The sequence below is a fragment of the Halorubrum aidingense JCM 13560 genome, from assembly GCF_000336995.1.
Lineage (GTDB): Archaea > Halobacteriota > Halobacteria > Halobacteriales > Haloferacaceae > Halorubrum > Halorubrum aidingense.
This window is the reverse complement of the sequence record NZ_AOJI01000002.1, coordinates 198326-219730: the sequence shown is the minus strand read 5'-3', so window position 1 is coordinate 219730 and position 21405 is coordinate 198326. Positions and strand designations below refer to the sequence as shown.

Here is a 21405-nt window from a genome sequence, read left to right as displayed (position 1 = left end):
AGAGATGTGTATAAGAGACAGGTTAGATGGCTGTCGATCGGCTCGTTGAATCCCGTCGTGAATTGTGTTTGCCTCCGTCTGACATCCAACTTATCAAGATACAGTTTAGTATTTAAATATGGTACTTAGACGAACGAGAATTGAACACCGGTTTCACTGACCTTGTCGGATGTCTGCTCTCGCTCCACAAGCTCCCGGCCGATCCATTCTGTACGGCCGTTGAGGAGGTCGGGTCCGACAGCGACTCTTCGGCGCAGTGAGCGCCCCACGGCTGATCTACCGTGGCCGGCCCGACGTCTCGACTGCCGGTACGCGGGTGATATACTTACAATAGTACGAGTGTAACGTTAACGGAGGTGGGTTGTCGTCCGAACCGCGACTACCATTACGAACGTAAGGTTGTAATGGATATGCCGTCTCGTCGTGTCGTCATCAGGACATCGAGTTCTCGAGTTCGAACTCGTTTGCGACGCCGAGCAGAATCTTCGGGATCTCCGCTTCGAACCGATCTTCGGTCATCCGGTTCGCGGGACTGGCGACGCTGAAGGCACCGACGACACGGCCATCGGAGCCGTTGACGGGGACGCCGACGGCCTTCACTCCGTCCAATTGCTCCTCGTCGTTGAACGCGACACCCCGGTCTTCGATGGCTTCCAGTTCCTCGAGCAGCACGGACCGGTCAGTAATGGTATTCTCCGTTTTCGCCGGGAGCCCCCACTGCTCGACGATGTCGATGACTCGCTCTCGGGGGAGACGGGAGAGGATCGCTTTTCCGGCGGCGGTTTGGTGGAGGTGGAACCGTTTGCCAACAGTGGAGTACTTCCAGACGGCGTGTTTCCCGGAGTAGGTGTACATGTAGACGCCCCGACCGTTCTCTTCGACGACGAAGACGGCCCGACACTCCGTCTCCCGTGCGAGCTGGTCGGTGTACGAGTCGGCGATCGTGTAGGCGTTTCGCCTGTTGCGAACGTAGCTGGCCAGTCCGAGGAAATGGAGACTGAGGTGGTAGATGTCCCCAGATTTGACGACGTAATCCGCATCCACGAGGGTCGAGAGGTGGGCGTGAACGGTGCTCGGCGAGAGGTCGAGCACCTCTGCGAGTTCCGTTACTCGAGCGCTGTCCAGTTCGCGTAACGTCTCGATAATCTCGAGTGAGGTCATCGTGGTCTGTACCTGTCGACCGCCGCTTTTCTTGTTCATGCGTACGCATGCCTCGGATAGTATATAAAGTTCGTGTGTACCGAATCATGAGATACTTTCTCGATATCGATGAGGAATTGAATTCCGTGTCACCATGTTACACGACAACATAGTATATAGTATTCGCGTCTGCACAACCGATTTCTGGCGACGAGCGAACGGCAGATCTCCGTCGGCTGCCGGAATCGACAAGACGGATCCGACGAAAGTTGACATCTCTCTCATTTTCGAGCACGATACGGCTGAACTTGGTACTGGCACCGACGAATCCGGCACGTGGCAGCGGCCGAACGGCGATTCGCACCTCCCGAATATATCTGGAAAAATCGTTCGCTTTTCGGGTGTCGCGGAGCGTTCGAGATTCAGATCCCGAGCATCTCGCGCGTCTCCGCGGGGGACGCGACGGGTCGTTCGAGTTCATCGGCGATGCGAGCGGTCCGGCGGACGAGCTGTGCGTTGCTCTCGGCGAGTTCACCCTTCCGGTAGTAGACGTTGTCTTCCATCCCGACGCGGACGTGGCCGCCCATCGCGATAGCCGCCGTCGTCATCGGGAGTTGGTGCTTGCCGACCGCGAGACACTGCCACTCGACGGGGTCGGGCAAGTTGTCGACGAAGGCCTTCATATTTTGAGGACCGGGCGGCATCCCGTTTTGCATCCCGAAGATGACCGTCGCCCAGTAGGGTTCCGCTAGGAGACCCTCGTCGATGAGGTGTTCCGCCTCCGGGATGTGCCCCGGATTGAACAGTTCGAGCTCGGGTTTGACCCCGGCCTCACGCATTCGTTCGGCGTACTCCTCGTTCTGTTCGCGCGTATTCTCGGCCGTCCGCGTCTGGCCGAAGTTGATGGGACCGAGGTCGACGGTCGCCATCTCCGGCCGCGGATCCGTCTCCAGCACCGGGGCGATGCGCTCTTCTCGCGGGTAGATACCCCCACCGCCCGTGGTGAAATTGACGATGATATCGTCGCAGTGCTCGTCGATCGCGTCTCTGAGCTCCTGATATCTAGCGACCGACTTCGTCTTCTCACCGCGTTCGTCACGGGCGTGCAGGTGGACGATCGACGCCCCCGCCTTCTCACAGGCGGCGACGTCCCGTGCCACTTCGACGGGCTGGGTCGGGAGGTTCGGGTTCGCCTCCTTTCCTTGATGCCCCCCGGTCGTCGCGACGGAGATGATGAGCTTTCGGTCGAAGTAATCTTCGTACCCACTGTATGGCATACCCCGATCCATCCATCTCATCGTGTTAATTCTTCCGGGGGTACGTCTGGGACGGCCGTTTCGTGACGCCACTCGATCCCACGCCGGCTCTCGAGCGGTACGTACGTGCGTGTGTGACGGGCCGTGACTTGACGTGAACCCTAATTTTTATTAATCATGGTTCTGGATGAGAGAGTATGCAGCAAGATAGCACAGCCTTGGTTACCGGTGGCGGCCGCGGTATCGGCCAAGCCATCTGCGTCGAACTGGCACGACACGGAGCCGACATCGTTGTCGCCGACCTCGATCCCGACGAGATGCAGGAGACCGTCGAACTCGTCACCGCCGAGGACAAGCGCGCCCGCGCAGTAGAGACCGACGTCACCGACCTCGAGTCCGTCGAATCGACGGTCGAGACCGCACTCGAGGAGTTCGGCAGCGTGGAGTGGCTCGTCAACAACGCCGGCATCGCGGGACCGACCGCGCCGTGCGAGTCCATCGACTCGGCGGAGTGGGACGATACCCTCGACGTGAACCTCCGGGGGGCGTTCTACACCTGTCGGACGCTGCTTCCCTCGATGAAACGACAGTCGTACGGCCGCATCGTCAACATCGCCTCGGTGACGGGGAAGCGGCCGCTCACGCAGCGGACGCCGTACGCGGCTTCGAAGATGGGGCTCATCGGATTCACGCGAACGCTCGCCGCCGAGGTCGGTGACCACGACATCAACGTCAACGCCATCTGTCCGGGATCGGTCGACGGCCCCCGCATCCAGCGAGTCTTCGAGGAGAAAGCACAGGCGACCGGCCGGTCGTACGAAGCGGTTCGGTCGGACGCCGAGGACCAGAGCCCTCGGCACGAACTGGTCAACAGAGAGGACGTCGCGAACACGGCCGCGTTCCTCTGTTCGCCCTCCGCCGATCGGATGACCGGGCAGGACCTCAACGTCTCGGCGGGCAAAGTGATGTATTGAGGAGACCCGACGCGCAAGCCGACGGAACGGAACCCGTCCGTCGGGAGTGACGACCGCGGAAACGTATCGCATGATCGATCATAAATTATATAACCGGGGGCTCTCCACAGCATATAGACGCAAACATGGCACAAGATAGCACCAACCAGACGAGACGCCGGTTCATGAAGAAAACCACCGTCGGTGGATCCGCGGTCGCACTGGGTGGCCTGGCGGGGTGTACAGGTGGCTCGGGCGGTGATGGTTCGGGCGGTGACGGCTCGTCGGGCGACGGCGGATCGTCGTCATCCTCGGACGGCTCAGGCGAGTCTAACGGCTCGATGACCTCGATGGCCTCCATCGCGAACCGACAGAACTCCTACTGGCTCAGCTGGGAGAAAGGCTACCTCGAGGCGTGCGAGGCCTTCGGCTACGACACGAACGTCCAGACGAACAACGGTGAGGTACAGACACAGCAACAACAGTTCGACTCGGCGGTTTCCAATGACGCCGACTTCATCGTCGGTCAGACGTACACCAACGCCGCCGCGATCACGCTGGCGGAGACGCTGGTGGAGGCAGGCACCCCGGGTGTGCTCGCCGTCACTATCGCCGACTGGTACGTCCCGCAGGACGCCGGTGGAGAGTATGTGACGTTCTTCACACCTCACTTCGTCAATCACGCCTACAGCGCCGCGAAGATGCTGTTCGAGGCGATGGGGGGGAGCGGGACCTTCGTTCACATCGAGGGTAACCGCGGCACGGCCCCGAACATCGGCCGGAACAAGGGCGTCGACCTGGCGTTAGAAGAGTACCCCGACATCGAGATGGCGGGGTCCCGCCAGCCGGGCAACTTCATCCGTTCGGACGCTCGCGATGTCATGAATGACAAGGTCTCTCAGTACGGCGACGACATCGACGGCTTCTTCGGCCAGAACGACGCCGTCGCGCTCGGTGGGATCACCGTCCTCGAGGAGAACGACATCGACGTGCCCGTCGTCGGCATCGACGCCAGCGAGCCGGGGCTCGCGGCCGTCGCCGAAGACCGGATGACCGGAACCGTCTCGGGTATGGGTCCGTGGCAGGCCGGCTGGTCGGTCGCGAAGTGCCACGACTTCCTCAACGGACACACGCTCAGCGACGCGGAGAAGATGATGTCGTTCAACGCGCCGGTCTGCGTCAAGAACCCGGACGAATGGACCGACACCATCGACCGGCTCCCGGTCGTCGACGCCGCCGACTACAACGACGCGATCTTCTCGGGGGAGACGCCGTACGACTGGAAAAAGATGTCCGTCGTCGAGTCCGGCGAGGACGCCTGGGACCCCCAGATCGACATGCAACCCATGAACCTCGACGATATGAAAACCGTCCTCGACTGGAAGGAGGAGGACAAGCCGAACGGGTATTCGCTACCGGGTGCCTACACCGATAGCGCGGCTCAAGAGGAGACGACGCAACTGTACGCAGACCGATTCCAGTCGAATCCGCTCGAATAACGCTCACTACACACCCCCATGGCATCACAGACACACACCAATGCGACGAACGCGGACCGGGACACCCCGACCAGCGGGGGCGACCACAGCTTCCGCGTCGAGGGTATCTCGAAGTCGTTCCGACACGTACAGGCCCTCAAGGACGTATCGCTGGCAGTCGACCACGGCGAGGTGATCGGTCTGGTCGGTGAGAACGGCGCGGGCAAGAGCACGCTCCTGAACATCTTGACCGGCGTGTTGCAGGCCGACGAGGGTCAACTGTTCGTCGACGGGGAAGCGGTCACGTTCACGAACCCGCGTGAGGCGGCGGACTACGGCGTCTCGCTCGTCCATCAAGAGCAGGACATCATCAAGACCATGCGGGGGTACGAGAACCTCTATCTCGGGCGGGAGATCGAACGTCTCGGCGTGCTCGAGAAAGAGAAGATGCGCAAGGAGGCGCAGGCCTTCGTCGACGACTTGGGTATCAACATCGACGTGGACGAGCGCGTACGCGACTACACGTTCAACGAGCGACAGATGCTCGAGATCGCGAAGTCGTTCCACGTCTCGAAGAAGTCCGAAAATCCCGTCATCCTGCTCGACGAACCGACGGCCGCGCTCGAAGAGAGCGGCCGCCAGATCCTCTTCGACCTCGTAAACGATCTGCGGGACCGTGCGACGTTCGTCTTCGTCTCCCACGAACTCGACGAGGTACTAGAGATATCCGACCGGATCTACGTTCTCAAAGACGGAGTGCGCGTCGACGACACGACCGCGGCCGAAGCCACCACGGACTCGCTGCAGCAGGCGATGGTCGGCCGGGAGACCGCCGACGAGTACTACCGGACCCCAGACCAGCAGCGCGAAACCGAACTCGGTGAGACGACGCTGACCGCGAACGAGGCGGTCCACGAGGACGCAGTTGGGCCGATCTCGTTTTCCGTCCGTGAAGGCGAGATATTCGGGATCGTCGGCGTCGAGGGCTCGGGAAAACAGCAGTTGGGTCGTCTGCTCGCGGGCGATCTCGACATCACGCAGGGCTCGGTCTCAGTCGACGGCACCACCCTGCAGAATCCGACGGTTTCCGACATGGTCGACGCGGGCGTCGGCTACATCCCGAAAGACCGGAAGTCGGAGGGCTTGCTCCTCTACCAGTCGGTGTTGGTCAACACCTCCTTGGCGATGGTTCGGGACATGAACGGCAACGTCCCGTTACTTGACCTCGACGCCGAGAAGGAGGCGACCCTCGACGCCATCGAGGAACTGTCGATCAAGACCCCGGGACCCAACGCGTTAGTACACGGTCTGAGCGGCGGGAACCAGCAGAAGGTCGTTATCGCCCGCTGGCTGGCCCAAGAGACCCCGGTGCTCGTGATGGACAACGTGACTCGGGGTATCGACGTCGGTGCCAAAGAGGAGGTGTACCGTCTCTGCCGTGAGCTGACCGACCAGGGCGTCTCGATCGTCTTCATCGGCGACGAGCTGCCCGAGGTCATCGGCATGTCCAACCGCATCGCCGTGATGGCGAACGGGGAATTCGTCGGCGAGCCTTTAGACGCCTCGCCGGGCAACAAACCGACCGAACAAGACCTGATACAGGAGATGATCTGACAATGAGTACAAGTAGCGTCAGCGAGTGGATCACCGACCAGCGAGAACAGCGCACGCTCCAAGACTGGATACAGGATCTGGGCCCGTTCGTCATGCTGTTCGGGTTAATAATCACGTTCTCGTTCACGACGGACCGCTTCTTGACCGAGGCCAACCTGATCGACAACGTCGCGAAGAACGCCGTCACGCTGTTGCTGGTCGCGCTCGCGGGGACCTTCCCCATTCTCCAGCAAAGCATCGACCTCTCCGTCGAGTCGATGGTGCTACTGACGGGCGTCGTGACCGTCGTCCTGATTTCGGAGTTCGGCCTGGGCCTCCTAGCCATCCCGATCGCCATCGGCGTCGGGATGCTCGCCGGCCTGTTCAATGGCATCATCTTCACGAAGCTCAAGGTGCCCTCGTTCCTCGTCACGCTCGGGACGCTCTCGGTGATGGCCGGGGTCGGGAAGATAATCACCGGCGGGTCGACCATCACGTTCCGGAACCCCGCCATCCGAACCATCTCGAACGGCGAGGTCTTCGGGATTCCCAACCTCGTGCTCTGGGGGCTGCTCATCTACGTCGGCACCATCGTGCTGGCCTTCCGGACGAAGTTCGGCCGGTACTGCTTCGCGCTGGGCGAGAACGAGCGCGTCGTCGAACTGGCCGGGGCGAAGGTCGACCGCTACAAGATCTACCCGTTCGTGCTGTCGGGACTGCTCTGTGGGACCGCCGGGGTGCTGCTGACGCTGCGCATCTCGTCGGCCTCTCCGAACATCGGGAGCGGGCTCATGCTCCCCAGCATCGCCGCCATCGTCATGGGCGGGACGGCGCTGACCGGCGGCGTCGGCGGGCCTCACCGAACCATTCTGGGGGTGCTCGTCATATCGGTCCTGAACAACGGCATGAACCTGACCGGTATCGACTCGTTCGTCCAGGAAATTATCCTTGGACTCGTGGTGGTCGGGGCGGTGGCCCTGTCGATCGACCGTGAGAAGATCGACGTGGTGAAGTAAAACGGCGCGTCCCGATTTTTACCGAATCCATCACCGATCCCGATCGCGGCAGCCGAGGGCGGCTGGCAGGCTGATACTAGAACTGGAGAAAAAAGGCGGAGCGGCCGGTCAGTCGGCGCTCGCGACGGCGTCGACGCGACCGCTCGGCACGGTGCCTTCGTCGGTCCAGCCGCGGCGTTCGTAGTACTCGTCGAGCGCCGCCTCGAAGTCCGGAAGCGAGTACGGGAGCGTGTCGTCTTCGCGGTCGACACCGCGCTGGTTGTTGAAGTGCCGTTCGAGGTCGACGACCGTCGACCCCACGTCCAGAAGCGTCTCGTAGTCGGTCGAGAACAACCCCTCGAGCCGTTCGGGCGTCATGAAACTCCGCGAGAAGCGACAGATGATGCCGCAGTCCTCCAGTGCGCGGGCGTTCTCCTGCTCGATGACCATCTCGGGTTTCCCCTCTAGGCCCGTGGGATCGTACGCCTCCTCGCCGTCGACGAGGGGATATTCCCACGCGTACATCGTGGTAAACATGTGGTCTGCACCCCTGGTGGCCGTCGCGTACGACAACCCTTGGCCGTTCAGCGTGCGGCCGTCGTGGGCGGCGAAGTCCAGCCCTTTGACGGTCCAGTTCTCGACGCCTAACTCTCGGTGGAACCGGTCGATCCCCTCCGCGAGGAGGTCGCCGATACCCTCCCGATGAGCGATCTTCTCGACCGTCTCGAAGATGAGCTCCGTGTTTCCGAACTCCCCCTCGCTCGCCAAGTAGGCGGAGACGACGTTCCCGCAGGTGATGCTGTCCAGCCCGTATCTATCGCACAGCTCGTTCGACTGCATCACGTCGACGATGTCGTCGACGCCGGCGTTCGATCCGAACGACATCACCGTCTCGAACTCCGGGCCCTCCGTCTCGACGCCTCTGTCCTCGTCTCTCGTGGGGAGCTTGCAGGCGAATGCACACGACGAGCAGGTCGCCTTCTTGAACTTCTTCTCTTCGACTCTGTCTCCGTTGATGCCCTCGACCCCCTCGAACTCCAGTTCGGAGAAGTACCGCGTCGGCAGGGCCGACACCTCGTTGGCCAGTTCGGTCACCGACGTCGTTCCCTGCCGTTTCATGATGTGGTCGGAGGTGGCCGCGTCGCGGTGGACGTCCATCTGGATGGGAGGAATCTCGATCTCCGGGCTCGAATCGCCGTCGAACGTGATCGCCTTGACCCCCTTGGACCCGAGGACCGCACCCAGCCCCCCACGACCGAACGCTCTCGACTCCGAGGTTAAGATGGAGGCGAAGCGGACCTGGTTTTCCCCGCCGGGGCCGATGCAGGCGACGTGGTCGCTCTCCATGCCGTGTTCTGTCTCGATGTACTCCAGCGTCTCCGGCACCGTCGCGCCCGCGAGATCGGGGACGGGTTCGAACTCGACGCCGGTGTCGGTGACGTGAATGATGACAAGGTCGTCGCTCGCCCCGACGAGTTCGACGGCGCTGTACCCCGTCGCGGCGAAGTTACGCGACATGAATCCACCGGCGTTCGACGAGAGCAGCCCCCCCGTGAGCGGTGAGACGCCAGTGCAGTTCATCCGACCGGTGAACGACATGGTCGACGACTGCATCGGTCCCGTCGCGAAGTAGAGCCGGTTCGCCGCTCCCAGTGGGTCGGCGTCGAACGGGAGTCGGTCGTGAGCGAGCCGCGTCGCGACGCCGCGCCCGCCGATGAACGTCTCGTTTATCTCGTCGATGTCGGTCGTTTCCGTCGAGCGGTCGCCGATGTCGACCGTCAAGAGGGGTCCCTCTGCGTGAAGCATGCACACAGTTGTCGCGGGCACCAAATAATAAGTGTTGCTCACCCCGCCCCGATTCAGGCGGTGAAGCCGCCGTCCATGACGAGGTTGTGCCCCGTGACGAACGACGACTCGTCGCTCGCGAGGAACAGCGCCGCGTCCGCGACCTCTTCGGGTTGGCCCGCCCGCCCCAGCGGCGTCTGCTCGAGGATGCCGCCGGCCGTGTCACCGTCCTCCATCGTCATCGCCGTCTCGATGAACCCCGGATTGAGGGCGTTGACGCGGACGTCGTGCTCGCCGTGTTCGACGGCCAACTCCCGGGTCAAGTTCGTCACCCCGCCTTTCGAGGTACAGTACAGCGAGGAGTTCTCCAAGCCGCGGATGCCGCCGATCGAGGACATATTGATGATGCTGCCGCCGTCGTCCTGCTCGCGCATCACCTCGACGGCCGCCTGGCTCCCGAAGAACACGCCCTTGAGATTGATGTCCATGAGCCACTCGTAGTCCTCCTCCGTGACGTCTTCTAATGGCATTTGACGCTCGACGCCGGCGTTGTTGACCATCACGTCCAGCGAGCCGAACGCCTCGACGGTGGCGTCGACCGCCGCGTGGAGGTCGTCGACCGAACTGACGTCACAGTGGACGAACTGCGCGTTTCCGCCCTCGCTCTCGATGAGATCGTGTGTCGGCTCGCCGCCCATTCGAGGGTCGTCGCGGACGTCGGCGACGGTGATGTTCGCCCCTTCCTCGGCGAACCGTCGAGCGATGGCCCGTCCGTTGCCGGAGGAGCCACCGGTGACCAGTGCTGTCTTCCCTTGCAGACGCTCGGACATAACGAACGAAGGTGCTACTGCCGCTCAAATAAGTGTTTCTCGGGCTCCGGCTCAGTTGGCCGTGTCCCGACTCGGTCGCGCACTGTCAACGCACACACGTCCCGCCACTAACCCAAATGTTTATTAATGATTCATCTAATCTCTCAAACGAGATGCTAGACAGTGGCTCACTCGTAGTGGACTCCGTGTCACACTGCTTCAATCACACGCCGGAGAATCACAAACACCCGCACGCACAGGTCTGGGACGACGAGACGTACGAAATGGGGGCGAAGATTCTCCCCGAGGGGTACGTGCCGTCCGAGGAGGTCTTCTACCGCGATCACCAGCCCGAAGAGCTCGCTCGGCTCCTCTTTTTAGAGAGTCAGATCGACTACTCGGTGTACCACTCGCTGCCGCTCGACGACTACTTCCACGACGGCTACGTCTCCCGTGAGAAGGGGTTCGAGTTCATGGAGCAGAACCCAGAGCGCGTCTCGATGTACGTCGACGTCAACCCGCTCGAAGACGACGCGGGCGACCAGATCGAGGAGTTCGCCGCGAAAGACGGGGTCGAGGGCATCAAGTTCTACCCCGCGCGCTACCAGAACGGCAACGACCTCTCGCTTCAGCTGACCGAAGACGCCGTCTGGCCGCTCCTCCAGCGCGTCGCCGACTCAGAGGTCGACACGCTGGCGATCCACAAGTTCATCCCGTTCGCGACGGCGCCCGTCCGCTACTTCAAACCGGACGACATCGAAGACGCGGCTAACTCGTTCCCTGATATCAACTTCGAGATCATTCACGCGGGCTTCTCGTTCGTCGAGGAGACGGTGCTCGCGATGGCGAGTCACGACAACGTCTACGCCAACCTCGAGAACACCGCCTGTCTCGTCAACACCCGCCCGCGGAAGTTCGCGAAGGCGCTCGGTGAGATGCTCTACTGGGCCGGGCCGGACCGCATCGTCTACGCCGGCGGCGCGACGGCGCTGCACCCGCAACCCCCCATCGACGGCATTCAGAACTTCGAGATGCCCGAAGACCTCATCGAGGACTACGACTACCCCGAAGTCACCCAGGACATGAAAGAGAAGATTCTGGGCAAGAACGCGCTCCGGCTCCTCGATAAGGACCCCGAGCAGATCAAGAAGGATATCAAGGGCGACAAGTGGGACCAGCTTCGGAAAGAGCGCGAAGAGAGCGGCGACTACCCCGCCGACCCGTGGTCGACCTACGAGGCCGACTCGGTGCTCGCGTCCGACGACTGACCATGTCCGCACACACCGACCCCTACGCACGGACGGAAGCAGCCACACACGTCACCCCGAACACGGAGTTCGACGACGAGCGCAAAACGCGGGTCAAAGCCGAACTCGACGAGGTGCTCGACCCCTGTAGCTGCATGAGCGATCACCCGATCAGCATCCTCGATCTGGGTCTCGTCGAGTCCATCGCAGTCGACGACCGCGACGTCGAGGTGACGCTCCTCCTCACTTCACAGCGGTGTACGTACTTCCTCGACATCAACGACGAGGTGCGCGAGCGCGTCGAGGCGCTCGACGAGGTCGACACCTGCGAGGTCCACCAGGACACCAGCGGCCAGATCTGGACCAACGACCGGATGGCGACCGAGCAGCGAGAGGCCCGACGGAAGCGCTTCCACGACCAGATGGACGCCGCCGGCGTTACCCCCTACGCCGAGCGCTCGGACTGACCGCGGGAGCCGAATCGACCCAGCCGACCGAGTCGACCGAGCCGACCGAATCGACCGAGTCGACCGTTCGACCCGTCGACTCTCCGTTCTCCACGCGCTCACGCAGATCGACCTGCGCGACGATCACCACGAAAAGTAACACGCAGTCGCCGTAGTCCGTCCGTCGCTTCCCGCTACGACGCCGCTTCGATCTCGTCGAGCGCCTCGGGATTCTCGATGCTCGACATGTCGCCCAGCGCTTCGCCCTGGTAGAGCGACGAGATGGCCCGTCGGATCACCTTGCCCGACTGCGTCTTCGGGAAGTCGGACACGAAGAGGATCTCACGCGGGCGGAACGGTTTGCCGTGTTCATCACCGACGAGCGCCGACAGTTCGCCACGCAGGTCGTCGCTCCCGTCGTAGCCGTCTTCGAGGACGACGTACGTCACGACTGCGGTCCCGGTCGTCTCGTCGGGGACGCCGACGGCGGCGGCCTGGTTCACCGCCTCGTGTTCGGTGAGGACGCCCTCGATCTCGGCGGGGCCGACCTTTCGACCCGCGACGTTGAGCGCGTCGTCGGCCCGCCCGTGGAGGAACCAGAAGCCGTCTTCGTCCTTCTGCGCGAAGTCGCCGTGGTCCCACAGGTCGTCCCACGTCGACCAGTACTCCTCGAGGTACCGATCGTCGCCGGACCACAGCGACTTCGTCATCGACGGACAGGAGTCGCGGGCGACGAGGTAGCCCCGCTCGTGACTGTCGGCGATAGAGTTCCCGGAGTCGTCGACGATATCGATGTCCATTCCCAGTCCCGGACCGCCTAACGAGGTGGGTTTCAGCGGCTGGGTCGGCATCGGCATCAGGAAACAGCCGCAGATCTCCGTGCCGCCGGAGATGTTGATGATCGGCGCCTCGCTTTGCCCGACGTGTTCGTAGAACCACTGCCACGACTCGGGGTCCCACGGCTCGCCGGTCGACCCGAGAATCCGGAGGCTCGACAGGTCGTGGTCGTCGACCCACTCGTCGCCGTGTTTGCGCAGCGCTCTGATGGCCGTGGGGGAGATGCCGAACGTCGACAGCGAGTGCCGGTCGATCATCTCCCAGAACCGGTCGGGCTCGGGGTGGTCGGGCGCCCCCTCGTACATGAACACCGTCCCACCGAAGGTGTGGTTGCCGATGAGCGTCCAGGGGCCCATCATCCAGCCGATGTCAGAGACCCAAAAGAAGCGGTCCGAGGGCTTGTGGTCGAAGCCGAAGTGAATCTCCTTGGCACACTGCAACTGCACGCCGGCGTGGGTGTGGACGATGCCCTTCGGTTTGCCGGTCGTCCCCGACGAGTACAGCAGCATCGACTCCTGTGAGGAGGGAAGCGATTTGGTGTCGTACTCGTCGTCGCGGCCTTCGATCGCGTCCTCCCACCACTCGTCGCGCTCCCCCATCGGGACCTCGGCGTCGTCGCCGAGGCGGTCGTAGACGACCGTGTGTTCGACGTGGCCCGCCGCCGCGATGGCGTCGTCGGCCGCCCCTTTGAGCGTGAGTGACTTCCCGCGCCGGTAGAACCCGTCACCGGTGAACAGCACCGAGCACTCCGAGTCTTCGATGCGCGTGGCCGTGGCCTCGACACCGAACCCGGAGAATATCGGGACCGCGACGGCGCCGACCTTGAAACAGCCGTACAGGATCGAGATGACTTCCGGGACCATCGGCATGTACATCCCCACGGTGTCACCGGTCTCGACGCCGACCGATTCGAGGTAGTTCGCCACCTTGTTCGACTGGCGAGCGAGTTCGTGGTACGTCACTTCCCTGACGTCGCCCGGCTCGCCCTCGAAGAGACACGCGACGCTGTTTCTCGCCTCGGCATCGGGGGCGGCGTGGCGATCCACCACGTTGTGTGCGAGGTTGAGCTCACCACCGGGGTACCACTCTGAGAACTGCGGGCCGTTAGCGTCGTCACGGACCGTCTCGTACGGCTCGTAGAAGTCGATACCGAGGTACTCCGGCATGGTGTCCCAGAACCACTCGACGCCCGACGCCCCGACGCCGTCGACCTCCTCCGTGGTTCGACGGACGAGTTCGTCGTAGTCGTCGATCCCGTACGTCTGCATGAACTCGTAGACGTTCGTCGACTCGACGAACTCCCGGCTCGGCTCGTGGACGATGGATGGCTCTTCGTGGGTGCCCTCTGTCATGGTTGCGTACCTCAAGCTTGCTGCAGCAATCGATATAAAATATCGGGGTCACCGCGATTGACCCGTCGATACGTTCCGTTCGACGGCCGCGGTCGGTCACCCGACCGCTCCGGTCACTCGAACCCGCCGGCCGCTTTGTACCGACGGCCGAGATCGACGTAGTGCTGGTGAACGCGGTCGATCTCGTCGCGTTGGTCGTCCGTGAGGGGTTTCGTCTCGGCCGGGGCGCCGTAAGCGAGGTGTCCCTCCGGAATCGTCTGGTCTTGGAGGACCACCGCACCGGCGGCGACGATGCAGTCGGATTCGACCGTCGCGTCCCGGAGGACGCGGCTCCCCATCCCCACGAGGGAGTGGTCCTCGACGGTCGCGTAGTCGACGACGGCGTTGTGACCGACGGTGACCTCGTCGCCGATGATCGCGCCGTGGAGCATCGTGAACTCCTGGACGTTCGTCTCCCTGCCGACGACCGTGGAGCCGCCGTCCCCCCGAAGACAGGTGAACGGCCAGAGGCTCGCACGGTCACCGACCACGACGTCGCCGATCAGGTACGACTGCTCCGAGACGAAGGCTGACTCCGCGACGGTCGGCGTCATCTCCTCGAGAGTGCGCTGCATGCTGACACAGTGAGGTCAGGGCACTATAGTGCTACCGGGACTGCTGCAGAAACGATACGGTACGGAGCGTCACGATGCGAGGAGCGAGGCCGAACTCAGCGTTCGGACGCGAGTCGAAAGCCGACGTGACGGCCGCCGCCTCCAGACGACGCGACGGTCGGTATCACCTCACTTCCCACCTCAAGTGCGTCCGAGTTGTTCAGGAGTCGTCCGGTGAGTCGGATCGGACCGAAGTCGGCGATGACCACCACAGGTGTCTGGCCGGTGAACGCCGGGGCCGGAACGGCTATTTCGGTGAACGTGACGACCGTCCCCGTGTCTGGCAGCGGCTCCGTCGACAGCGTCTCGTCGCCACAGCTCGGACACACCTGTCGAGGCGGGAGCGACCCGTGGCCCGCCGGACAGGAGAGGTAGTAGCCGGCGTCGGACTCGAGCGCGTCGAGCAGGTCGTCGTAGCCGTCTTCTCTCTGTTCGCGCATCAGGAACGCACCTCGAGGACGTGGACCGTCGCACTCGCGACGGTTCCGCCGGCGTTGTGGGCGACGGCGACGGANCCTCGCGCCATCAGAGATGTGTATAAGAGACAGGGAACGCACCTCGAGGACGTGGACCGTCGCACTCGCGACGGTTCCGCCGGCGTTGTGGGCGACGGCGACGGAGGCGTCGGAAACCGCGGTACTGTTGACGTGGTCGCCGCGGAGTAGCTTCGTCAGCTCGACGACCTGACTCACGCCGGTCGCCCCGACCGGGTGACCTTTCGCCTTCAGTCCGCCCGAGAGATTGACCGGGAGGTCGCCGTCCGCCGCCGTCTCCCCGGCCGTCGCGGCGTCGATGGCCGTCCCGTGGTCGTACAGCCCCAACCCCTCTAGCGCCAGTACCTCGGCGATAGTGAAGCAGTCGTGGACTTCGAGCACGTCGACATCCCCCGGGGTAATCCCGGCGTCGTCGTAGGCGACCGTCGCCGCTCGAGTCGTTGCCGGGGTCCGCGTGAGCGATGCCCGGTGCTGTAACGCGAGCGCGTCAGTCCCCTGTCCGGTCCCCGTGATGGCGACCGACGCGTTCAGGTCGTGACGCTCCGCGTACGCCTCGCTGACGAGGACACACGCACTGGCCCCGTCGGTGATCGGACAGGCGTCGTACAGTCCGAGCGGATCGGCGACGGTTGGCGCTTCGAGGACGTCGGTCGTGGATATCTCCTTCTGGAACTGGGCGTTCTCGTTTCCGAGGGCGTTTCGGTGATTCTTCACCGCGACCGCGGCGAGGTCCTCCCGCGTTCCGCCGAACTCCTCGAAGTACGCACGCGCCATGAGCGCGTACGCACCGGGGAACGTCACGCCGGCACGACTCTCGTAGAGGTCGTCCGCCGCCATCGCCAGCCCCTCAGTCGCCCGCTCCGTCGTGACGTTGTGCATCCGCTCCATCCCACCGACGAGGACGACGTCGGCCGCTCCGGACCGGACCGCCTCGACCGCGCTTTTCAGCGCGACGCCGCCCGACGCACACGCGCTCTCGTACCGCGTCGCTGGTGCGGTCACGCCCGCCGCGTTCGCCATCAGCGGTGCCTGATGACCCTGACGTTCGGTGATCGCTCCGACGAAGTTCCCGTAACAGAGGCGGTCGATATCCGCCCTCGGGACGCCCGAGTCGTCGATGGCGATACGGGCCGCCTCTCCGAAGAGGTCGCGCCCGGTCCGTTCGGGAGATGCACCGAATGCTGTCGAACCAGCACCGGCTATGCGAACTGCGTGCATACACCTCGACTATTCCCGTCCGGATTGTAGCTGTTACGGTCCCTGGACTCCGAATTTTGGGCGCTCTCGCTCTGTCTCGTCCCCGACTCCTCGGTTCGGCTTTGCCGCCCACTCGCTTCGGGGCGGCAATCTCACACGTTGTGGGGGACGCCCCATCGACCGTGGACGGTCGACGTTCCCGACTGCCGTCTAGGGGAACGTATTTATCGACACACGCTATTATTTCGCACGCGATGTACGAGATACTACTCCCGGTAGACGACGACACCGATCGGGCGGCCGCCCAGGCCCGGTACGTCTCGGGGCTTCCCGGCGAGACGGACGAACTCTCCGTGACGGTTGCTCACGCCTACCGCGACGATTCGCGCGGTACAGGCGACGACCGCTTCGACGAGGAGAGCCCAGGCGTGATCGAAGCAACGGACATCCTCTCTGCCGCCGGCATCACGGTCGAACAGAGGGAGCTGTACGTTCCGGTAGCGGAGTCGATCGTGGATCTATCGGACGAGTTAGACGCCGACGAGGTCGTGCTGTGCGGACGGAAACGCTCGCCGGCCGGCAAAGCGCTCTTCGGGAGCGTCACTCAGTCGGTGGCGCTCGAGTCGTCAGTTCCGGTGACTATCGTCCCGGTCGAGCACACACCGTCGAACCAGTGACCCGGCTTACCGACGGCCGCTCTCTCCGCTGGGGTGATCAGCACTCCCAGTCGGGGCGTTTCGCGTCGGTGCCGAGCCGGGTGGCGTCCGAGGACTGAGAAGCAACACCGCCGCCGCTAGTGACACTCGGTGTCTAGCGCTCTGCCTGATTTATACATTTCAATAACTATCTTGTTTTCTTATAAATAAGTACAAGCATACCCGATAAATAAATTATAGTATATTTATACTATTGGCTCTCCGGCCAGCAACTGGTCGGAACTCGAGTCACACCGCGGTTGATACAACGGTGATTCAACAGTCGGTGAAACAGCATTACACTACTCCACCGTTGATCCACACCGGACGATCTGCTACGTTCAGGGCGTTACACGACGAGAAACGATCCGTTCGCGGCACCGTCTTTCGTGGAGGTCCGCGAAAAACGCGACGTAGAGACTGCGCTCTCTCTCGCCGATGACGCGATTCCACTCTCGTTGACGGTTTGGTCTCACTTCCTCAAGCGTGCCATAAACACATACGAATAGAAACACGATCGATATAAAAATAGGAAATACATCAGATATTTTTCTTGATACAATCGAATAAATATCAGCTCATAGTGTGTTTTCAACGTGATGCAGACGATACTGTTCAATTACCTCGGGATGGCTGTGCTGGACGACCTGCACCTCATCGAGTTGCCCGACGATGAGAACCTTCGAGAGCTCGCCGACGGGATCGTCTCGACCCGGTATGCTAGCGAATCGCTGAGCAGTCAAATCCTCACCGGGTCCGGGAAACTCCGCGTGACGTGCTACGCTTCTGAAAATCCACTCTAGAGAGATGCAACGGGGTCGAAAGACCGTGATCTGCTCAAACGAGAGCACCGTTGCTACAGATGGAATCACCCGGTTACTCAAAAACAGAATGAAGGTGAATAGGTCACGGATTAACGTACTCGAGAACCGTAGGTTGGCTATGATTGTATCACGCGAAGAGCTAGATAGCGGCGTCTCAACCCAGGCGGCGCCGTTGCAGTTCGGGGGTGATCTCATCGAGCTTGCAGCCCTCTTTTTGAGACTCGCGGTCGTCGCAGCGGTACTTGGTGCTCGATGCTCGGGTGGATGGTCGGATTCAGTACGAATGTCGCAAAACGGTTCGTCACCCGCTTCGTCATCCTCGCAATCGTCACGTTCACTCTGTAGGCTCAGAATGACGCCTGTCGAGTCAGTTCGAGGTGGCGGCCGATGGTAGACCTGATGGGCCACGTCGCGTTCGGATTGCTGTTCGCGCTTCCGGCGTGGTTCGTCTGGAACGACAGGGCTAGCGTCGTGTTCGTCGCCTTCGCGGCAGTCGCCTCGCTCTTCCCCGATATCGACCTGTGGCTCGTGAAGCTGTTCCCCGGCCAGGTACATCACCACGGGGTGACGCACACGGTCCTGTTCGTGACAGTCGCGAGTCTGGTCAGTGCAGCAGTCCTCGCGGCGCTGTTCACCGGTCGGATCGACGAGTGGATCGAGAGCGAGCGGTTCGACAGGTCCCAGCTGTTCGTGTTCTCGTTCCTGGGACTCCTGGCCGGAGGCCTCAGTCACGTGTTTGCGGACATGCTCTCGGCGCCTGACCTCTCGACGCCCATCGAACCGCTGTGGCCCCTCGTCGACGGGTCTTGGGGCATCGACGTCGTCTGGTACAACGCCAGCTGGATCAACGTCGGGTTCCTCACGGTGATGGTGGTGGTCCACGTTTCGATCGCGTATCTGACCACATCTCCCGACCATCGCCATCGGCTGCTCCCACTGTGAGCCCGCCACGGGAACGGACCGACACGATACGGGCCGACCTCGTCGGGGGAAGAGACGCCCTCGCCGGCCGTCCAGTCGCGCGAGCGGCGCGTGGTAGCTCACTCTGTATCGCAGTCGATGAACCCGAGGAGCCACGAGTAGAAACCGCCGATTCGGACGATCGTGTCGGCATCGACTTGGAAGTCTTATTCCGAATCGTCTATGACTCAGCCTCGTCGGCACGTGCAGTTGCCTGAACTCCACGGCGGATCGGAAGTTAACACATATATCCGACAACCGTGTGCTCCTCGGTTATATGCAATTCTGTGCCGAATGTGGTTCGATGATGCACACGGAGGGCGACACGTGGGTGTGTCGCTCCTGTGAGAACGAGGAGCCCCGGGACTCGCAAGCAGAAGCGGCGATGGCGACCCAAGACGGTCAGCGAGACGACGGCGCCCCCGCCGTGGCCGACGCGACCCAGGGCTCTACCGAGACGATGCAGGAGCCCTGTCCGGCGGACGACTGCGACAGCGACCGGGCCTCCTACGAGATGATGCCGAAGCCGGGCGGTTCCTACGAGGTCCGACTGTTCACCTGCGTCGAGTGCGGCCGCAAGTGGCGCGAGTCCTGACGGCGCGTCTCGCGAACCTCCCCGTTACAATATGCACAGACCGCCACATCGGACTCTCAACTCCCGGAGTCGACCGCTGTTGATTTCAACAGAGACACTATTTTATACTGGCAGGTGACAGTTCGTTCCGTGGTCCTCCGAGTCGCCCTCCACGTTGGCAGGTCGTTGCAATCCCGCGTTTCGATGCCTGCTCGTCGGCTCGCGTCGCTGCGGAGCGACCGCTCGTGACAACCGATTCCACTCTCCAGTACGATGTCGACACGCCCTCCCTCCGATGATTCAGACGAACCGTCGCCCGACGACGATCTCACCGACTGGCCCCCGACCGATTCGGGGCCGCAGAAATCGTCGTCTCCCGCGTGGATTCCCCTCGGCGTCGTCGGTCTCTTCGCCGTCGCCGTCGGGTGGTTCTTCCGACCGTGGCTCCACGGTGTCGTCTATACGGTGTACACGACGCCGCTGTTGCTGCTCGCCGTCGTCGCCGGTGGAGTCACCGCGTGGCTAGTTTCGCGATCCGGCGACCGCGCCGCGACGGCGATCAACGCGCTCACCAGCGACGATCACGCGATCACGCCGCTCCGCGTCGGTGCGGTCGTGCTCGTGATCGCCGCGTTTGCGCTGTTGCCCGTCGCCAACGCCGTCGCCGGCGTGACGCTGAGCGACCAGACGATGGGCAGCGCGGCGACGGTCGAGCGTCTCGACAACGCTGACGCCGACAACCCGCGGATCGTCACCCGGGCTGTCGCAGATCGATACGCGTCGAACACGCTCAACAGACCGCAGTACCGAGTCGGCGAGACCGACATTAGCGTGGTGAACGGCACACCGTACTGGGCGGCTCCGTTGGCTCCGGACGGCTTGTTCAACGCCCTGACGGAGCGCCAAGCCGGGACCGTGCTCGTCGACATGACGACACAACAGGCGAACGTCCGGTCCGTCGACGGGGAACTGCAGACCGGCGTCGGGACGGTCTTCCACCGCAACTACCGGTGGCAGCTCCTCAAATCCGAGGCGTACCTCGTCGACTACGGCGACCCCAAGATGGTCGTTCACGAGAACACGCAGTACATCGTCGTTCCCTTCTCCGAGCCCTCGTTCCATCTGACGCCGATTCCGCACTCGACGCCGCAGTGGGGCGGCGTCGCCGTTATCGATCCGAGCGGAGCGATCGAGACGCTCTCGCCCGAGGCGGCCGCAGACAGCCCGATCCTCGACGACCAACAGTTGTACCCAGAGGACCTGGTGCTCCGGTCGGTCGCAGCGACGCAGTACCGGAACGGCATTCTCAACACGTACACGAGCCACGAAGACGAGATCGAGGTCGCACCGCTTCCCGGAGACGGAAACGATCAGCCGTTTTTCGTCCTCACCGAATCCGGCCCCCAGTACGTCGTCGCCGTCGAGCCGTACGGCGACGCGCAGGGGCTCCAGGAGCTGTGGACGATCGACGGGCAAACCGGCGCCTTCGAGCGATACGTTCCGGAAGACTCGCTGTTCGGCCCGCAGCGCGCGGCGGATCTCGTCCGGCAATCGGCCCCGCAGACGGACTGGGACCGCTTCTCTCCGGCCGAGCCGATCCTCACGGTCATCGACGATCGGGAGTACTGGCAGGTGCGCGTCGTCCCCGAAGACAACAGCGGCATCGCGTACGTTGCGTTCGTCGACGCGCGCTCCGGCGACGTTGACGGGTTCGAAGAGACCGACGCGATCACCCAATTCCTCGCGGGGGAGACGCCCGTCGAGACGCCCGTCGAGGCGCCCGACGACGAAGCGACCGATGAGCCGGCCCAGGAGCCGCCAACCGTCATCGTCCGCCGAGTGGCGGCGAACGGGACCGTGATCGAGACCCTAGAAGTGTACGACGACGAGTCCATCGAGATCGAAACACCGACGAACCAGTCGACTTCCGGCGCGGAGAACGCCACTGTCGGAACGGTCGGTGGCGAGGCCCTCGTCGGTCGCTGACTCTCCGGTCGAATCGATCTGTGGCAGCCAATTCCGAGTAGTGGGGGGCGGACACGGAGTCGACGACAAGGCCGCTTGTCCGCGCCTCGATACCCACAGGTATCTGACCGCCCACTGCCCGGCCCTGTTCT

The 21405-nt window shown here is 62.9% G+C and carries 17 protein-coding genes and 1 pseudogene; 11 read left to right on the top strand and 7 right to left on the bottom strand.

What is annotated here, in order from left to right:
- Positions 1-432: 432 nt before the first annotated feature.
- Positions 433-1200, bottom strand: a complete 768-nt coding sequence (locus tag C461_RS00995; protein ID WP_007997807.1) for an IclR family transcriptional regulator — start codon at positions 1198-1200, stop codon at positions 433-435.
- 362 nt (positions 1201-1562) lie between these two features.
- Positions 1563-2417 carry a BKACE family enzyme gene (locus tag C461_RS00990; protein WP_007997806.1) on the bottom strand — a complete coding sequence of 285 codons (855 nt, stop codon included), beginning with the start codon at positions 2415-2417 and terminating at the stop codon, positions 1563-1565.
- 176 nt (positions 2418-2593) lie between these two features.
- On the opposite strand from C461_RS00990, the gene C461_RS00985 reads away from it, so the two are divergent.
- The 4 genes from C461_RS00985 (at position 2594) to C461_RS00970 (ending at position 7436) form a co-directional block, all read left to right on the top strand.
- Complete coding sequence (locus C461_RS00985; RefSeq protein ID WP_049906165.1) at positions 2594-3370, top strand: SDR family NAD(P)-dependent oxidoreductase; 777 nt, start codon at positions 2594-2596, stop codon at positions 3368-3370.
- 164 nt (positions 3371-3534) lie between these two features.
- Positions 3535-4848 (top strand): sugar ABC transporter substrate-binding protein, encoded by a 1314-nt coding sequence (locus C461_RS00980; protein WP_239639076.1) that lies wholly within the window; start codon positions 3535-3537, stop codon positions 4846-4848.
- 18 nt (positions 4849-4866) lie between these two features.
- Positions 4867-6441, top strand: coding sequence for a sugar ABC transporter ATP-binding protein (locus C461_RS00975; RefSeq protein WP_007997803.1), 1575 nt, complete (start codon positions 4867-4869; stop codon positions 6439-6441).
- Positions 6442-6533: 92 nt separating this feature from the next.
- The gene (locus C461_RS00970; RefSeq protein WP_049906179.1) at positions 6534-7436 is read left to right on the top strand and encodes an ABC transporter permease; all 903 of its coding nucleotides are present in this window, start codon (positions 6534-6536) and stop codon (positions 7434-7436) included.
- Positions 7437-7544: 108 nt separating this feature from the next.
- On the opposite strand, the gene C461_RS00965 is transcribed toward C461_RS00970, so the two are convergent.
- Positions 7545-9221: an aldehyde ferredoxin oxidoreductase family protein gene (locus tag C461_RS00965; RefSeq protein WP_007997798.1), complete on the bottom strand. Its 1677-nt coding sequence runs from the start codon at positions 9219-9221 to the stop codon at positions 7545-7547.
- Between the two features lie 53 nt (positions 9222-9274).
- Positions 9275-10030, bottom strand: coding sequence for an SDR family NAD(P)-dependent oxidoreductase (locus C461_RS00960; RefSeq protein ID WP_007997796.1), 756 nt, complete (start codon positions 10028-10030; stop codon positions 9275-9277).
- A 152-nt stretch (positions 10031-10182) separates the two neighbouring features.
- On the opposite strand from C461_RS00960, the gene C461_RS00955 reads away from it, so the two are divergent.
- Both C461_RS00955 and C461_RS00950 read left to right on the top strand, forming a co-directional pair.
- Positions 10183-11277, top strand: coding sequence for an amidohydrolase family protein (locus C461_RS00955; RefSeq protein ID WP_049906162.1), 1095 nt, complete (start codon positions 10183-10185; stop codon positions 11275-11277).
- Positions 11278-11279: 2 nt separating this feature from the next.
- A complete protein-coding gene (locus C461_RS00950; RefSeq protein WP_007997794.1) occupies positions 11280-11723 on the top strand; it encodes a metal-sulfur cluster assembly factor in 444 nt (147 codons plus the stop codon).
- Between the two features lie 173 nt (positions 11724-11896).
- Here the strand turns inward: C461_RS00950 and C461_RS00945 are convergent, their stop codons facing one another.
- The 3 genes and pseudogenes from C461_RS00945 to C461_RS00935 all read right to left on the bottom strand — a co-directional run.
- A complete protein-coding gene (locus C461_RS00945) occupies positions 11897-13891 on the bottom strand; it encodes an AMP-binding protein (RefSeq protein ID WP_007997793.1) in 1995 nt (664 codons plus the stop codon).
- A 113-nt stretch (positions 13892-14004) separates the two neighbouring features.
- Positions 14005-14505: a gamma carbonic anhydrase family protein gene (locus C461_RS00940; protein ID WP_007997792.1), complete on the bottom strand. Its 501-nt coding sequence runs from the start codon at positions 14503-14505 to the stop codon at positions 14005-14007.
- Between the two features lie 593 nt (positions 14506-15098).
- Positions 15099-16256 (bottom strand): annotated as a pseudogene (locus C461_RS00935) (thiolase domain-containing protein); the annotation flags it as partial.
- Positions 16257-16489: 233 nt separating this feature from the next.
- On the opposite strand from C461_RS00935, the gene C461_RS00930 reads away from it, so the two are divergent.
- The 5 genes from C461_RS00930 (at position 16490) to C461_RS00910 (ending at position 21274) form a co-directional block, all read left to right on the top strand.
- The gene (locus C461_RS00930; RefSeq protein ID WP_007997790.1) at positions 16490-16912 is read left to right on the top strand and encodes a universal stress protein; all 423 of its coding nucleotides are present in this window, start codon (positions 16490-16492) and stop codon (positions 16910-16912) included.
- A gap of 617 nt (positions 16913-17529) precedes the next feature.
- Positions 17530-17733 carry a hypothetical protein gene (locus C461_RS00925; protein ID WP_007997789.1) on the top strand — a complete coding sequence of 68 codons (204 nt, stop codon included), beginning with the start codon at positions 17530-17532 and terminating at the stop codon, positions 17731-17733.
- Between the two features lie 408 nt (positions 17734-18141).
- The gene (locus C461_RS00920) at positions 18142-18696 is read left to right on the top strand and encodes a metal-dependent hydrolase (protein ID WP_049906161.1); all 555 of its coding nucleotides are present in this window, start codon (positions 18142-18144) and stop codon (positions 18694-18696) included.
- Positions 18697-18991: 295 nt separating this feature from the next.
- Positions 18992-19309 carry an RPA12/RPB9/RPC11 RNA polymerase family protein gene (locus C461_RS00915; protein WP_049906160.1) on the top strand — a complete coding sequence of 106 codons (318 nt, stop codon included), beginning with the start codon at positions 18992-18994 and terminating at the stop codon, positions 19307-19309.
- A gap of 252 nt (positions 19310-19561) precedes the next feature.
- Entirely contained in the window at positions 19562-21274 is a 1713-nt protein-coding gene (locus C461_RS00910; RefSeq protein ID WP_007997784.1) for a hypothetical protein, read from the top strand.
- Positions 21275-21405 lie beyond the last annotated feature (131 nt).

Bases quoted from the DNA above. Each gene is read 5' to 3' on its own strand.
- C461_RS00995 (WP_007997807.1), bottom strand. From the start codon at position 1,200: ATGAACAAGAAAAGCGGCGGTCGACAGGTACAGACCACGATGACCTCA.
- C461_RS00990 (WP_007997806.1), bottom strand. From the start codon at position 2,417: ATGCCATACAGTGGGTACGAAGATTACTTCGACCGAAAGCTCATCATC.
- C461_RS00985 (WP_049906165.1), top strand. From the start codon at position 2,594: ATGCAGCAAGATAGCACAGCCTTGGTTACCGGTGGCGGCCGCGGTATC.
- C461_RS00980 (WP_239639076.1), top strand. From the start codon at position 3,535: ATGAAGAAAACCACCGTCGGTGGATCCGCGGTCGCACTGGGTGGCCTG.
- C461_RS00975 (WP_007997803.1), top strand. From the start codon at position 4,867: ATGGCATCACAGACACACACCAATGCGACGAACGCGGACCGGGACACC.
- C461_RS00970 (WP_049906179.1), top strand. From the start codon at position 6,534: ATGCTGTTCGGGTTAATAATCACGTTCTCGTTCACGACGGACCGCTTC.
- C461_RS00965 (WP_007997798.1), bottom strand. From the start codon at position 9,221: ATGCTTCACGCAGAGGGACCCCTCTTGACGGTCGACATCGGCGACCGC.
- C461_RS00960 (WP_007997796.1), bottom strand. From the start codon at position 10,030: ATGTCCGAGCGTCTGCAAGGGAAGACAGCACTGGTCACCGGTGGCTCC.
- C461_RS00955 (WP_049906162.1), top strand. From the start codon at position 10,183: ATGCTAGACAGTGGCTCACTCGTAGTGGACTCCGTGTCACACTGCTTC.
- C461_RS00950 (WP_007997794.1), top strand. From the start codon at position 11,280: ATGTCCGCACACACCGACCCCTACGCACGGACGGAAGCAGCCACACAC.
- C461_RS00945 (WP_007997793.1), bottom strand. From the start codon at position 13,891: ATGACAGAGGGCACCCACGAAGAGCCATCCATCGTCCACGAGCCGAGC.
- C461_RS00940 (WP_007997792.1), bottom strand. From the start codon at position 14,505: ATGCAGCGCACTCTCGAGGAGATGACGCCGACCGTCGCGGAGTCAGCC.
- C461_RS00930 (WP_007997790.1), top strand. From the start codon at position 16,490: ATGTACGAGATACTACTCCCGGTAGACGACGACACCGATCGGGCGGCC.
- C461_RS00925 (WP_007997789.1), top strand. From the start codon at position 17,530: ATGCAGACGATACTGTTCAATTACCTCGGGATGGCTGTGCTGGACGAC.
- C461_RS00920 (WP_049906161.1), top strand. From the start codon at position 18,142: ATGGTAGACCTGATGGGCCACGTCGCGTTCGGATTGCTGTTCGCGCTT.
- C461_RS00915 (WP_049906160.1), top strand. From the start codon at position 18,992: ATGCAATTCTGTGCCGAATGTGGTTCGATGATGCACACGGAGGGCGAC.
- C461_RS00910 (WP_007997784.1), top strand. From the start codon at position 19,562: ATGTCGACACGCCCTCCCTCCGATGATTCAGACGAACCGTCGCCCGAC.